At 62.5% G+C, this 13,808-nt stretch carries 11 protein-coding genes; 7 read left to right on the top strand and 4 right to left on the bottom strand.

The features are described from left to right. Positions 1-283: 283 nt before the first annotated feature. Positions 284-2,872, bottom strand: coding sequence for an ATP-binding protein (locus ACYQ77_RS09140; protein WP_459709366.1), 2,589 nt, complete (start codon positions 2,870-2,872; stop codon positions 284-286). 218 nt (positions 2,873-3,090) lie between these two features. Between ACYQ77_RS09140 and ACYQ77_RS09135 the strand changes: the two genes are divergently transcribed. Continuing rightward, entirely contained in the window at positions 3,091-4,416 is a 1,326-nt protein-coding gene (locus ACYQ77_RS09135) for a TRM11 family SAM-dependent methyltransferase (protein ID WP_459709364.1), read from the top strand. 712 nt (positions 4,417-5,128) lie between these two features. Beyond that, positions 5,129-7,099 (top strand): hypothetical protein, encoded by a 1,971-nt coding sequence (locus ACYQ77_RS09130; protein WP_459709363.1) that lies wholly within the window; start codon positions 5,129-5,131, stop codon positions 7,097-7,099. Here the strand turns inward: ACYQ77_RS09130 and ACYQ77_RS09125 are convergent. The 3 genes from ACYQ77_RS09125 to ACYQ77_RS09115 form a co-directional block, all read right to left on the bottom strand. After that, positions 7,088-7,453 carry a signal peptidase I gene (locus tag ACYQ77_RS09125; protein ID WP_459709361.1) on the bottom strand — a complete coding sequence of 122 codons (366 nt, stop codon included), beginning with the start codon at positions 7,451-7,453 and terminating at the stop codon, positions 7,088-7,090. The genes ACYQ77_RS09130 and ACYQ77_RS09125 overlap by 12 nt on opposite strands. Then, a complete protein-coding gene (locus ACYQ77_RS09120) occupies positions 7,438-8,946 on the bottom strand; it encodes a helix-turn-helix domain-containing protein (RefSeq protein ID WP_459709360.1) in 1,509 nt (502 codons plus the stop codon). The genes ACYQ77_RS09125 and ACYQ77_RS09120 overlap by 16 nt, the downstream gene beginning before the upstream one ends. A 177-nt stretch (positions 8,947-9,123) precedes the next feature. Continuing rightward, positions 9,124-9,507 (bottom strand): XRE family transcriptional regulator, encoded by a 384-nt coding sequence (locus ACYQ77_RS09115; protein WP_459709358.1) that lies wholly within the window; start codon positions 9,505-9,507, stop codon positions 9,124-9,126. A 165-nt stretch (positions 9,508-9,672) separates the two neighbouring features. Here ACYQ77_RS09115 and ACYQ77_RS09110 point away from each other — a divergent pair, with 165 nt between their 5' ends. Genes ACYQ77_RS09110 through ACYQ77_RS09090 form a run of 5 tightly spaced genes read left to right on the top strand, consistent with a single transcriptional unit; the run spans position 9,673 to position 13,448 of the window. Further along, positions 9,673-9,879, top strand: coding sequence for a helix-turn-helix domain-containing protein (locus ACYQ77_RS09110; RefSeq protein WP_459709356.1), 207 nt, complete (start codon positions 9,673-9,675; stop codon positions 9,877-9,879). Continuing rightward, on the top strand, positions 9,876-10,205 hold the full coding sequence (locus tag ACYQ77_RS09105) for a WhiB family transcriptional regulator (protein WP_459709354.1): 330 nt from the start codon (positions 9,876-9,878) through the stop codon (positions 10,203-10,205). Before ACYQ77_RS09110 ends, ACYQ77_RS09105 begins: the two co-directional genes overlap by 4 nt. Then, positions 10,202-10,522 (top strand): hypothetical protein, encoded by a 321-nt coding sequence (locus ACYQ77_RS09100; RefSeq protein ID WP_459709353.1) that lies wholly within the window; start codon positions 10,202-10,204, stop codon positions 10,520-10,522. The genes ACYQ77_RS09105 and ACYQ77_RS09100 overlap by 4 nt, the downstream gene beginning before the upstream one ends. Beyond that, positions 10,519-11,259: a hypothetical protein gene (locus tag ACYQ77_RS09095; RefSeq protein ID WP_459709352.1), complete on the top strand. Its 741-nt coding sequence runs from the start codon at positions 10,519-10,521 to the stop codon at positions 11,257-11,259. The genes ACYQ77_RS09100 and ACYQ77_RS09095 overlap by 4 nt, the downstream gene beginning before the upstream one ends. Positions 11,260-11,276: 17 nt before the next feature. Next, positions 11,277-13,448, top strand: a complete 2,172-nt coding sequence (locus tag ACYQ77_RS09090; protein ID WP_459709350.1) for a cell division protein FtsK — start codon at positions 11,277-11,279, stop codon at positions 13,446-13,448. Positions 13,449-13,808: the final 360 nt, after the last annotated feature.

Here is a 13,808-nt window from a genome sequence, read left to right as displayed (position 1 = left end):
GGCCAGACAGCGCGACTGGTGGTGCTGGCGCTCATCGCCACGACAATGTCGTCATAACGTTCGGTGCTGTCTCGGGGTCTGCTGGGTGCGGCGTCGGCTGGAACCCCGGAGGTTGCTGAGTGGTACGGCAAACCATCAGCGGCCGTTTCGGTATAACAATTATGGCCTCCTGCCGGACCCTCAAGCGTCCATCTGTCCGCCGCGTTGACCTCGTCACGACATCCACATCCATCAATGACAGAACTAGGTACATCGCGCCCGAGGCTCGTCCTTGACGGTGGGCTCAACTTGTCGGGGCGTCCGGATCACCAGTCGTGAACTTGCCCGTATGACGCGGTTGTCCCGGTATGCCCAACAGTCGGCTCGCGCGGCGCTCAAGTTCATCGAGTTCAACATGTACTACTACGCGGCCAGAAGTCGCGTTATAGGTCATCGCACCTCGACTTGCTCCCGCCAGGTCGCGGAGAGCCTGCTCAACTTCCGGTTGCTCGATATTCTCGAACTGAGGCTCAGATACGATCCTGCCCGTAATTAGTTCAGCTGTGCGCGGACTACCCTTCATTTTGCCGTGCAGCCCTCGGAGTGCACGTAGAACTGCCCTGTAGAGGTCAATGCTTGTGTACTCAGGCGTCTTGAGCAAATCTTCAACAGCCTTCGTTACATCCTCTGGTCGAAACTTGCTTACAATCACTTCTAGAATCCGGCTCGCGGCAATATGACGCTCTTCTGCCGCCTCAATCACGCGGGCAAGTTGGTCCACTGTCCAACAAGATACCTTCGCGGTTTGGGCGCGCTTGGCAGCAGCAGCATTTTCACCTTGAGAGCCGCCAGGGTATCCAGGGGCAATGAGTAAGCATCCTACGGCTTTATGGTCGTCCATATGCTGCTGCAAACCGTCGAATGCAATTGCAGCCAAGCCAGCGGTGGGTCTCGTGCTTGACTTCGCTTCTAGAGTGATCTTCACCTCGCCGCCTGGATGCTGCATCAGGCGTGCAATACCATCAGGCTCGCCGACGCCCCCAATATGGTTCGCAACAAAACCAAGTGCTCTTGCGGCCACCACCAACTGAACCTCAAGATCGGTCTCATTGTCTGCAGCGTCGCGTAGCTCCAGTGCGATCGCCTTCAAAGAATAAATGCGATCCTTGGTCAGACTTCGCAAAAGTTCATCTCTGCGCGAGAGTATCTCTTCTATTATTAAGGCATTCAGTCCGACCTCGCGCAGATATACTTCGAGTAGAGCTTCCGCAGTGACGACGTCCTCGACCAATTTTTGAGCATCGGGACTGTCATCATGCGCACGAATTAGATCGTGGTCGACGTTAATTTGGAACGTCGATTTTGCCGGGTCGAATCGCACCATTGGCTCGGGTCGCCCAAGAGAAGTTCGCTCATACCGATAAGATTCGACACGTTCATCGCTGTATAGGCTCTTGGTAAGCTCGCTAAGGTCAAAATCAGGTGACAGCCTGAGATAGAACCAGCCAGCGTCTGCCACTGCTTGGCTTGGGCTCCGTTCTTCGTCATCCCCTCGATCGTCCTCGCCGAAAAGATCGCCCTGTTTGCGAGCGGCCGCCTCCAGGGCCGCACCTTCGGCAGCGCCGAGCAATGCATCTGCGATTGGACGCTCAACTAGCCGCGGATTGACGTAGTTTCGTTCGTACTCCTTATTCTTCTTGCTCTTGTCGTCTTGGTTAGCCTTCACCCATGCTTCATAAAGACCCCTGGCGTGATTGAAGATTTCATTTAGCACCTTTATAAATGTCTGTCGAATGTCGCTGAGTTCGACGCCTTCACGTGGGGCGGTAAGGACCTCATCCAAGTCATCGGCTTCGATTTCACAGTAAAATCTGTTTAGAATGGCGTGACTGGATGGTTTCAACCCAAAAAGCGGATCGTCCAGATTTACCAGCCGTCCGCGGACCCGAATAAAGAATCCGTGGCTCCGCGCTAGGTCGTCACTTTTGCCGTAAAGACTTTGTCTCGTGACGAACGAGGTTCCTTTGATGACTGAAGGAAAACTCGGAGAGGAGATACCGTCAGTATCGCTTACCCATGTCTCCTTTGTTGCCTTCTCCAGGTTGGCAAGACGCTCGGCGGGCAGGTCCTTGAGGTTAAAACTGACAATACGCTCGGCTGTCTCCTTGCTTGACTTGATTTCATCGCCGTTCAAGAACACTGCGAAGCCCTTCGGCAGCGGCATTGCCGTAGAAAGGACCCACTTCAGGCGTCCAGACTTTAATTCCTGGGCATCTGGCTTGAGATCCTCAAGCAGGACAATTGTCCATCCGCGGTCTATGCGGGACAGAATGGCTTGATCGCATTTGGCACGTTTGAGGTCATCACCTAGGCCAGCTTGGGCAAGTACCTCATCCACGGATATCCGACGGACCTTCAGAGCAACTGGCTTTCCGCCAGAGGGCTGCGATTCGAAGACCGAATAGTCGACACTCGTCGCCAGGACTTGCGTGATGGGCGCACCAACAGCCTTGGTGATATATGTGACGCGCCTCGCGATGGCCGCCGTCGCCAGTTTGCCGATACCAAACTTACCGATCTGCTTGCGCTTACGTGCTTTAACGACGGCCTCGTCACGCTTGGTACTATGTCCGACGTGCCAGAGGTCTCGGATTCCTAAGTGATCCATACCGACGCCGTCATCGATTACAAGGATGCGCTCGCTCGTGACGTGTACCCAGCAGTTGGAGGCGTCAGCATCGTAGGAGTTGACGACAAGCTCCTCAACGGCCTTGACAGGGCTTTGGTAGAGCTGAGCACTCAGGAGACTAACCAGTTCGCTAGAGAGGACGATTTCGGCATCCTCCTCTGCCTGCCCTGCGGATTCGAGCGCAAGTCCGATATCGACCGGCATCGCTCCCCCAATCACCGAGGTCTCTTGTCGCTCGCATATCATATGTACTGAACACTGGTTGTAACCAGGGTGCACTACAGGCTTACCGTACGCAACGGCTCGCTTGCTGTGGCGCACCGATCGACAGGCGCTCATCCTGACCCGGTACTGTCAGATGAGCGGTTCGAGGGCTGGCCCTGCGGGAGGGCTGGCCCTCGTTCGACGTCGAGGAGGCGAACGTGGCTGGAAGCGCTGGTCGTGGTGTGCACCGAGCTGAGCTCAAGCTATCCGCCGAACGCTTCCCACGGCTAACGCACTACATGTTCCGCTACCCAGCGAAGTTCCATCCGCCAGTGGTCACGGCGATCTTGAACAGGTACACACACGAGGACAACGTCGTGCTCGACCCATTCGTTGGCTCCGGGACCCTGCTAGTAGAGGCGGCCGTGACTGGTCGGATTGGCCTTGGCGTCGATGTCGACCCCTTGGCGGTTGCCGTGGCTCGCGCCAAGACCTACAAGTACAACGTCGCAAAGGTAAAGCGTGCGGCTAAAACGCTGCTTGAGCGGCTGGCAAGCTTGGAGCGACCAGAAGCGGAGTACGTGCGCTTCATGCACAGCGATATCACGGCAGAGCAGGCTGAGAAGGTTGCGGCAGAGGAAGGTCTACTACTGCCAGCTATTCCGAATCTTCAGCACTGGTTCCGTTCATACGTAGTGGTGGACCTAGCCCGAATCCTTGCTGTAATTAGGCAGTTGGATGTCGATCGGCGTACGCGAGATCTTCTTCTCATCGCGTTTGCATCAATCATCAGAAAATCTTCGAATGCTGATCCAGTGCCCGTGTCCGGTTTGGAATATACGTCACATATGAAGCAGCGTGACGCGGCGGGGAGACTGGTCAATCCGTACGCGCTGCTAAGAATCGCGGTTAAGAAGATAATTGAAGCCGTCGAGGAGTGGGCCGCAGCACTGCCCAATCCCTTTGCTGAGCCTCGTGTCTGGGTGGGCGATGCGAAAAAGTTTCCTCGCGGCCTGCCGCATAGCGTTGACGCGATCGTCACTTCGCCGCCTTATCACAACGCGGTTGACTACTATCGCCGCCATCAGTTGGAGATGTTTTGGCTCGATCTAACTGTTAGTCATCTTGACCGTTTGCAGCTCCTGCCGAACTACATTGGTCGGCCGCACATTGCAGCAAAAGATCCCTTGTTGCAGGAGCCCTGGGAGCCGGGTCCGCTGGCGGCCAAGTGGGAGAAGAAGATTCGTGTCGAGCATCCGAAGCGAGCTGGAGACTTTCGTCATTACGTGACGGCAATGCGCAAGGTATTCGCACAGATGGCGACTCGCCTGAGCGTCGGCTCGCCTGCGATCTTTGTGGTCGGCGAGTCTCAGTGGAACGGGGAAGTGATTCCGACCGCGCGGCTGTTCACCGAGATTTCTGAGGATCAGTTCACTCTTGATGAGGTCCTGAGTTACCCCATCAAGAATCGCTACATGTCCTATTCACGTCACAACCAGGCAAGTATTGATCGTGAGTACGTCGTAGTGTTCAGACGTCACTGAGCAACCGCACGCCCTGGATGTCAGCCTCATGTAATGGTCATAACTGGCCCAGGTCAGCCGGTTACCCGTCTCCGATCCACCGGCACGTACGCGTCAGTCTGCGCCGAATCTTCCTATCTCGCCGGGGCGACGAGCATCCCGTGGCTCAGATTAATTAGCGCGGTCGGCAACCGACTTTCCTGCCATGGATAGTTCGATCACTAGTGTGGTTGTGATGGCGCGCTAAGGCGTGATTGTCCTAAGCGGTTACACAGGTCGATGGTGACTTCTAGCCATCCCAGAAACGCACCATCGGGCTGCCGCGTCCGCGCCCGTGCCATTGCTGTCGGCTGGTTCTAGACGATCGATTCTGCGTAACGCAAGATCTTAGCCGTCAGTGGTCTGTTGGCGGTTGAGTTGTGTACGACCAAGCTTCGACACGAGATGATTCATGTCGTCGAGATGCATAATGATCTCATCGAGGCGCTTTTCGATGGCGGCCAGACGTGCGGACACGGCGGCGTTGTCCGACAGTGGGGCATCTGGGCCATTCGCCATAGTGGGTCCGTTCCTAACACCTGACATGGGCTGGGTGACCTTGTCACCTTCGGTGGCGGCTGTGGTTCACTTGAAATCACCGTGTCATCAGCTTGTGGTCAGCTCAACGTCGCTGGTACGACATGGACACGACGTCGCCGCGACAGTGTGCGAGTGAGAGGGCTTGAGGATGCTTATGCACCGGACGTTGTTGGAGCAGATGATCAAAGAACGGCGTCAGACCTTCGAGGAGTTCGCCGAGTTCGCCGAGGTCTTCGCTCGGGAGCATGGCGAATCGGGCACCATCAGCTTGCGGCATCTTCAGCGGCTTGTTGCGGGCCGTGGGACTGGCGGTGAGCCCCTCGGCGCTGTTCGACCGGCTACGGCTCGGCTACTTGAGCGGATCTTCGGAGTGAGTGTCGAGGAGCTGCTGTCGCCGCCGGTCGAGACCCTATCGACCGACTCAGATCGAGTGGCAGACACCGTCAGCGAGGAGCAGCACTCTCGCACTGAAACGACGCGGTCCGCGGAACCGAATCTAAAGTTCCGGGCAGCGCGAGAGGCGACGCCGTCTCCGACGACGCCCGGTTACAGCATGAGCCGGGCAGAGTTGGCAGAAGCGGTAAACGAACACTTGTGGCGCACGACCAAGAAGCATTACGCGTCTCTCGACGCACGGGCTATCGGCCGGTACGAACGAGGTGAGATTCAGTGGCCGACAGGCTTGTACCGCACCGCCTTTCGTGCGGTCCTCGGTGCATCAACCGATGCGGATCTTGGGTTCTATCCTCTTCGTCGGGCAGGGAGCACGTCACGTAGTCCGATCCCGTCAGCATCGGGATCCGACCCGGTGACCGAGACCGCCTGTCGCGCAGCAACTGTTAGGCGACGCGACGTGGAGCCAGGTGCCTCGCGGGCCGAGTCGGTGGGGGATCTTGTCGGTTGGGTCTCGGACTCGACGCGGCAGAGGGTAGCTGAGCGCCTTGAGACGTGGGATCTCGGCGCAGTGCGGGATCGTGGCTTCAAGCTGCGGGGCGTCGGCCGGAGTCAGCTTGCCCACGCGTTGGCGGAGTACTACGGCGACGGCGTGCCCCATCGGGTGTACGTCGTGGACGTTGAAGGCCAGCGGGTAGCGACCTCGGTCCTTACTCGGCCGGAGTGGTCCGAACTGGCCTTGCCGCTCGGGCCCGACGCCGACTGCGTGGTGTTGGCCGATGTCGAGCCGGACAACGTCGGACGGATCATTCACGTTGACGACCATGCCGTGGAACGGCTGGCCGAGGCTGCGACGTTGGGCGTACGGATGACCAACAAGCCGCTGTACCGGTTGCTCAACGTTGACATTCGCGGCGGTGTCATCTCGGGCGATGTGGGCTTGGTGCCGTTCGGCGACTATGCCCTGACGATGGACCTGCTGGAACGCGAGATCGCCGACGCGTTGGCAGCCGGGCGGCCTGTCCGGCCGGGAGACCTGCCGTTGCGAGACCGCCGTTTGCCGGACCTAGCCTCCGTGCTTGACCTTCGGAACCGCCTGTGCGCCGGGGGCGTAGTTGGGTTGTGTGCCATCGCGCGGCCAGCCGATCCGTATCGTGGTCCGGCTGACTACGCGCTACTTGTGCAGGAGCGGTCCGGGCAGGTGGTCAATGGCGCTGGGCGGTTGGCCGTGATCCCGAAAGGCTTCCACGAGCCGCTGAACGACGTGCGGGCCGACGCGCGGATCGGTGTGACGCTGCGACGCGAGATGGAAGAGGAGCTGTTCGGACGCGTCGAAGTGGACAGCACGATGCCCACCAGCCGGGCTGCTGCGCCGATGCACCCTGGCCGGTTGTCTGAGCCGATGCGGTGGCTGCTCGACACGCCCGATCGGTTGCGGACCGAGTGCACGGGGTTCGGGCTGAACCTGGTCAGCGGCAACTACGAGTTCGCTGGCCTGGTTGTGATCGACGACGAGGAGTTCTGGCCTCGGTTCGGCGGCAACATTGAGGCCAACTGGGAGTCGTCCGGACTCCAGATTTACTCCAGTTTGGACGGTGACCTGATCAGCAAGCTCGTGCTGGACGAGTCGTGGAGCAACGAAGGGCTCTTTGCTTTCCTGCAAGGAATTCCTCGGCTGCGCGAGATCGGTGGAAACCGTGTACGTCTGCCGGAGGTCAGCTTACGTTGCTGACGGCCAGCGGACCACCATCACGACTGCGTCGGTCAGTGCCTCGTACGAGTGGTCTACGCCCGGTCCCCACATGATGTAGTCGCCCTGGGCGCCTAGGACCTTGCTGCCCTCGGTGAGGTCCACTCGGAATTCACCCTGAATCAGCACGACGAGTGTGGTTCGTTGGTCGTCGGTCGTCCACTCGTGGCGCTGGTCACCAGCCGGGTGCGTGGCCCACTTGACCTCTACATCTTTGCTGTGTCGCACGCCCACGGCCGGGTCGATGAAATGACCGAGAAGCCAGCCGCGGTTGTCCTTTGTGTCCTCGGCGGCGTTCCCGTAGCACCAGTTCGCGGCCACTAGCGGATCTCCCATTCAATCGTCGGCGCGTCGATTCGGTCTCCGCCCACTTCGCTGAGCCGACGGAATCCCTGCAACAGCGCGAACAGTCCTTCGTTGCTCCACGTGTCGTCAGCGGCCAACTCAGTGAGCAGCTCACGGTCAAGACTGGAGTACTGGCGCAACGACGATGCTTCCCAGTTAGCCTGAATCTGGCCGCCGAAGCGGGTCCAGAACTCCTCGTCGTCGATGACAATCAGCCCGGGAAACTCGAAGTTGCCGCTCACCAGGTTGAGGCCGAAACCCGTGCACTCCATGCGAAGTTGGCCCGGGTGGTCCATGAGCCATCGCATGGGCTCTGACAAGCGGCTCGGGTGCATCGGGTCCGCGCGAAGTTGTTCACCTGCGGTGCTGTCGATGTCGTCTCGGCCGAACAGCTCTTCTTCCATCTCACGGCGCAGCGTCGCGCCGAGGTGTGCGTCTGCTCGGTAGTCCGTCATGGGCTCGTGGAAGCCCTTCGGGATCACGGCCAGCCGTCGTGCGGCGTTGACGACGTGGCCTGAGCGTTCCTGCACCAGAAGAACATAGTCCGCCGGGCCGCGGAACGGGTCCGCTGGCCGCGCAATCGCGCACAGCGCCAGCGTGCCGCCGCAGCAGAGACGGTCGGGCAGATCGAGCACTGACGCCAGGTCAGGGAGGTAGGCGTCGCGTAGCGGCAGTGAGCCGGGCGAGACCGGCGAGTCGGCCGCGATCGCGTCGACCAGTTCGCCTTCGAGTAGGTCCATGGTCAGGGCGTACCGCACGAAGCGGGTGACCTCGGCCCTTCCCCTGATCGCACCCTTCCTCGGTTCGATCCCAACGAGCCGGAACAACGGGCTGTCCACGAGACGGATGTTCAGCGCGAGCGTCTCCGCCAGGCGCTGAGCGGCTCGGCCTGCCATCTCACCGTCTAGGGACAGGTCGAGGTCAGCGGCCGTGTTCGTGACCGTGAGCCGGTCACTCGGCGGCATGAGCGAGCAGTCGAGGTCGAGCCACTCGGCGTGCGTGAGGACGCTGGTCAGGGACTCGTTAGCGGCGTACTGGCCGTATCCGGCGGGTCGGTCGCTGTAGTAGTCGCCGAGTACCTCGGCGATCCGCCGTTGGTTGACACGGGCTCGCCGGGTGCCTCTGTCCTGGAGCTGTCGCACGTCGATGTTCGACAGTCGCGCGGCCACGTCTTGCCGGGCGGTGCCGGGTTCCCAGCCTGCGTGCTGGTCGAGCCAGTGCAGCGCCGCGCTGATACTCGGGTCCGCGCTGAGCCGGTGCTCAGCGTCAGCCGTCGGGCTGTCCTGTCCGGACGAGTCGCCCGTGAGCGCGGCGAACCGTGCCTGCACCGCCGGTGACGCTTGTTCAAGCGCCGCGTCCAGGGTCTCTTGCATGCCCGACTGCGGACGGATGGTCGGCTTACGGTGCCAGTCGGCAACCGTGCGGAGACCGATGTCGAGCCGCTTAGCGAACGCTTCGTTGCTGAGCCCCATCGCCTTCTGCAACGCGCATGCCGTTTCGCCGGACCACCCGTCTCCCGATCCCACGTATCGCCCCCGTCGTCGAGTTATGCACCGGTTCCGCACTGCTTCCGCAATGGTTCCCCATCGGTTCCCCGGCCATTTCGCCGTGGAATTGAAGCCATGGAAAGCACACGGATCAGCAGCCGAAACCGCACGGTTCTACCTGCCGGGTTTCACGGTCTTGATGACCGTCGACAGATCAGTTTTCAGGTCGTCGAGGCGCTCTGTGATCTCGTCCAGGCGCTGTTCGAGGGAGTCGAGGCGGGACCAGAGGGTGTCCGTGCGGTCGGGCACCTGGTCGTCCACATCTGGTGGCTGGCGACCATGCAGGACGGCGTCCAGATGCTCCGGGTGCCAGCCGAGTGTGATCGACAAGGACGCGAGAGTGCGGGTACTGCGTCGCCGCTCGACCGTGTGGTGCTGAAGCTCACGGACGATCGCCTGCGACACGCGCGAGCGTTCCGCGAGCTCGCGCTGACGCCAGCCCAACTCGTTCACACGCTCGTTGATCGCCTTCGCGACCGCAGCCCAGTCTTCCGGCACCCATTCCTCCGCGCTCCGCCTCAGCGCTGAGATTAGCGCCTTTCGTTCATTCCGCGGCTCAATACCCGCGCGTTTCGCGGCGCGGGCGAACCATTGCGCTCTCTTTGGCGCTGAAATCATCAGCATAGTGCTGAAATCATCATTCTGACTTTAAGGAATTCCGTCATGAGCACACCTATACCCAATTCCGGGCGACCGAAGTACTACAGCGTCGCCGAGGCCGCCTGGCTCCTCGGCGTATCCCCTTCGACCGTGAGCCGAGCCATCCGACTCGGCCTTATCCCAGCCGTCCGGCGGCGCTCCCGGTTGGTCGTGCCCGACTACGTGGTGAAACGGCTGCTCGACGAGTCGGCCGGAGGTGAGCAGGCATGAGCTACTTCGAGGAGCTGGCTGCTCGGCTCGACCGGTTCGAGCACGTCCCCGACGACGTCCTGTTGGACATCGTCACTGGTGAGGGCACCTGCACGTGGCTCTACACCAACAACCTCGAACCGGACTGGACCAACAACGACCTGACCGACCGCGAGTTGGCCGCGCGGATCTGCGCAGGCTGCACCGCACGGTGGGCCTGCCTGGAACTGGAGCTACGGACACACGGCGGCCAGTCGCTCGGCGTGTGGGGTGCCCTGCCCGCCGAGGACCTTCGGGCGCTCTACCCCGTGTGGCTCGCTCGACGCCACGGCGGTGAGCGGCCATGACGCTCAACCTCGGACCTACAGAACTGCTCGCCGGGCTCGGCGCGCTCGTGTCCCTGTTCATGATCTGGCGGGCTGGCACTCGTCGAGCAAAGGCCGCGGCCAAGGCCGCCCGATCAAGTGCCCGGCTGCTGTCGCTCGGCGGCCGGGTGCTGGTCACGGCCGGTCTGATCGTGGGCGTCCAGTGGGTGGTGATCACCTACGCCTCGGCGAACCGGTGGTTGCTTCTCGCGGTGCTCGGCGTACCGGCGCTGTTCGCCTCCTACACGCTCACCAGGGCGTTGACCGTGACCACCTGGGACAGGGACGGTCGGCGATGACGGCACAGGACGCGAAGCACGTGCCGCTGACCACGGCGCAGAAGCTTGCTCAGGATGCCGCCGAGGCGGCCGAGGTACGCGCCTACCTGACACACCCGGACGTAGTTGCCATGCGAATCGAGCGCGTTCGGACGCAAGTGGACCGGATGTGCTGGGCCGGGATCGTGCTCGGCCTGGCGTTCACGATGACCAACGTTCAGGGGTTCGCCTCGGCCGGGAGTCCGGTGTGGTCACTCGCCTGGCTGGCCGCGTGGGTACTCGACCCGACAGTGTCACTGATCTTGGTGGCGATCCTGCGGGCTGAGCAGGTGACCGCGCGGTACCGGGTGCGGACCGGGCCGTGGGTGCGGCGAGCCAAGTGGCTGACGCTGACCGCGACCTACGTCATGAACACCTGGGCGTCTTACGCGGCCGGGTCACTCGCGGCGATCGTGTTGCACTCGGTGCCGCCGTTGGTCGTGTTCGCGGCGGCCGAGGCGATCACCGATCTCCGGGACAAGATGACCGAGGCCGTGACGGTCGCGTACGCCGAGGCTGGCGGCCGGCTCACTCGTGAACCGGAACGGTCGGCGGCTCCTCGGAAGCTGTTCGCTGACTACCTCGGCGACGCGCGTGCCGCATGGTCGCCCGGCGTGGTGATCTCGTCGGCGTGGGTGCGTGACGTCACCGGATGCTCGCGCGGGCTGGCTCCGCGTGTCGCTCGGATGCTTGCCGATGAGGTCGGTGGTCGTCCATGAACGCTCACGAGTCGGCCATGGACGACCACGAGACGTTGCCCGTACCGGCCGAGTCACGGGACGTCGTACCTGGTGACCCGGTGTATGACGCGGAGCTGGTCGACGACCCGCCAGCACCGACGTACGTCACGCCGAAACTGGACCGGTTCACGAAGTGGTGGCTGTCGTGGTGGCTGCTGTCCCCGCGCGTGCCGGTGTGGATGAAGAGTCGACGACACGCGCGGCAGGCGGCAAGGGATCTCGCGGCCTCTCTGGTGCGGGCACCGTTCCGGTTCCTCGGCGCGGTAGTGCGCGGTCTGGTGGCGGGATGCCGGTCGTGGCGTCGGTGGGTGACCGTGCGGGACTTCCGCGAGGCCGCCGAGTCGTCGGAAAAGTTGGCGGACAAGTTCGCCGAGATCCGCGCGCTCACGCTGTTCCGCTGGAAGGTGACCGGGACCGTGGCGGTCGTGAGCGCTCTCGGCCTGCTGGTTGCCGATCTGGTGTACGGCGGCCGGGCGTTGTGGATCGCGGGTGCTGTCGTGTCGGTGGCGTTGGCAGTGCTGGGGCGGCGCAAGGACGGCAGCCCGGGCCGTAAGGCGGTGCTCGCCGGGCCGCGCACGCTGACATGGACGATGGACCCGCAAGTCCTGGTCGACGCGTTCCGGGACGCGAAACTGATCGGCAAGGACGAAACCCTCCGGCTCGTCGAACGCGCCACCCGGATCGGCGAAGGGTGGGCAATCACCGTCGATCTGCCCGCGACGCGCAAGGCCACGGACGTGATCAAGAACCGGGAAGCCCTAGCGTCCGCACTCGCCGTCGACGAGGTCCAGCTCATCGTGGAACGCGTGCGCGGCAACGGCGGCCACGCCGGACGAGTGTCCATGTGGGTTGCCGACTCAGACCCCTACGCCACACCACCAACCCGGACACCGCTGTTGGCGGTGGCGCGGTGGGACGCGTGGCGATCGGTGCCCTTCGGCCGCGACGCACGCAACCGCGCCATCACGCTGGCGTTGGTGTGGACGTCGCTGTTGATCGGTGCGATTCCCAGGCAGGGCAAGACATTCGCCGCGCGGCTACCGGCCGCGGGCCTGATCCTGGACCCGCACACCCGGCTGTATGTTGCGGACTTCAAGGGAGGGAAGGACTGGGACGCCGCTGGCCTGGTGGCGCACCGGTTCCTGTCCGGCGACGAACCGGCGCACACGCTGGCGCTGGTGGAGTGGCTAGTCGAACTGGTCGCCGAGGTGCAGGGCCGCTACCGGCGGATGCGGGACCTGGACGACGTGACGTGTCCCGAGTCGAAGGTGACTCCGGCGATGTCACGGGACCGGGAACTGAACATGCCGGTCACGGCCGTGTTCATCGACGAGGTACAGGTACCCCTGGAAGACCGCACGCCGTACACCGTGGAGGACAAGAAACTCACGGCCGGGGAGTACGTCGGAGAGCTGCTGACATGGCTGGTCAAGAAAGGACCAGCGGCCGGGATCGTGGTCGTCCTGGCCACGCAACGGCCGGACTCCAAAACAATCCCGTCCGGTCTGCGCGCCGTGGTCGGGTCGCGGTTCGCGTTGCGGGTGATGGACTGGCGTGATTCCAACATCGTGCTCGGCGAACAGATGAACACACGCGGCTACGACTCCTCCCGTCTACTCGCCTCACACAAGGGTGTCGGCATCCTGCGGCCGGACGGAGAGACCCAAGCCGGTGCCGATGTACTCGCGCTGACCGTGCGTACCGACTACATGCCTAACGAGGACTGGCAGACCATCTGCCGACGCGGCCGGGCGCTCCGGGAAGCCGAGGGCACTCTGACCGGCCACGCGGCAGGCGAACACCTCGACAGCGCAACGCCCGAACTCGACCACTCAGCGGCCGTCCGCGCTATCGGTGCAGGCGCAGCACGACCGTCGCGGTCAGACCGGGTACCGGAACCCCTGGCCGCCATCGTTGATCACCTTGACGGACTCGCGGAGGAACCAGAGTTTCTCGCCACGGCTGAACTCGCCGAGGTGCTCGACTTCGACTCGGCGTGGTTGGGTCGCAGGCTTGCCGAGTTGGGATGCCAGTCAACCCGTGATCGCGTCACCGCCGAGGACGGCAGGGCTCGACAGATCCGGGGGTACCTGGTCGCCGATCTCCTCGCTACCGCTACGGCTCTCCAGGACCGTGGGGCGTCAGAGCCGACGGACGGTGAGCTGTGACGGCACGCCCGGAATGCCGTCACGCACGGCCGTTGATGCCGTCATGCCGTCACAGCCGCAGTGACAGCACTGAACACGGTTTTACCAGCGGAAACGAGAGCTGTGACGGCAACCGCGCCGGTCGCGAACGCCGTCACAACCGGGCAGAAACGCCCTCCACACCACCACAACCGAGACACACCCAGGATGCCGTCACGGACGGGGGTGGTCACGACGACTGACCCATCGCCAACTACACCACCCAACCCAACGCAGAATCCAGGAAGCGATGATGATCAGGAAGCACGAGACGCGGGTATCGATCCGGAGTCGTACCGGTACTGGAAACGGGCGGTCGCCGCCCAGCCGCCGATGACTCCG

The sequence above is a fragment of the Actinophytocola sp. KF-1 genome (genome assembly GCF_054661535.1).
This window is presented reverse-complemented; position numbering and strand designations above follow the sequence as displayed.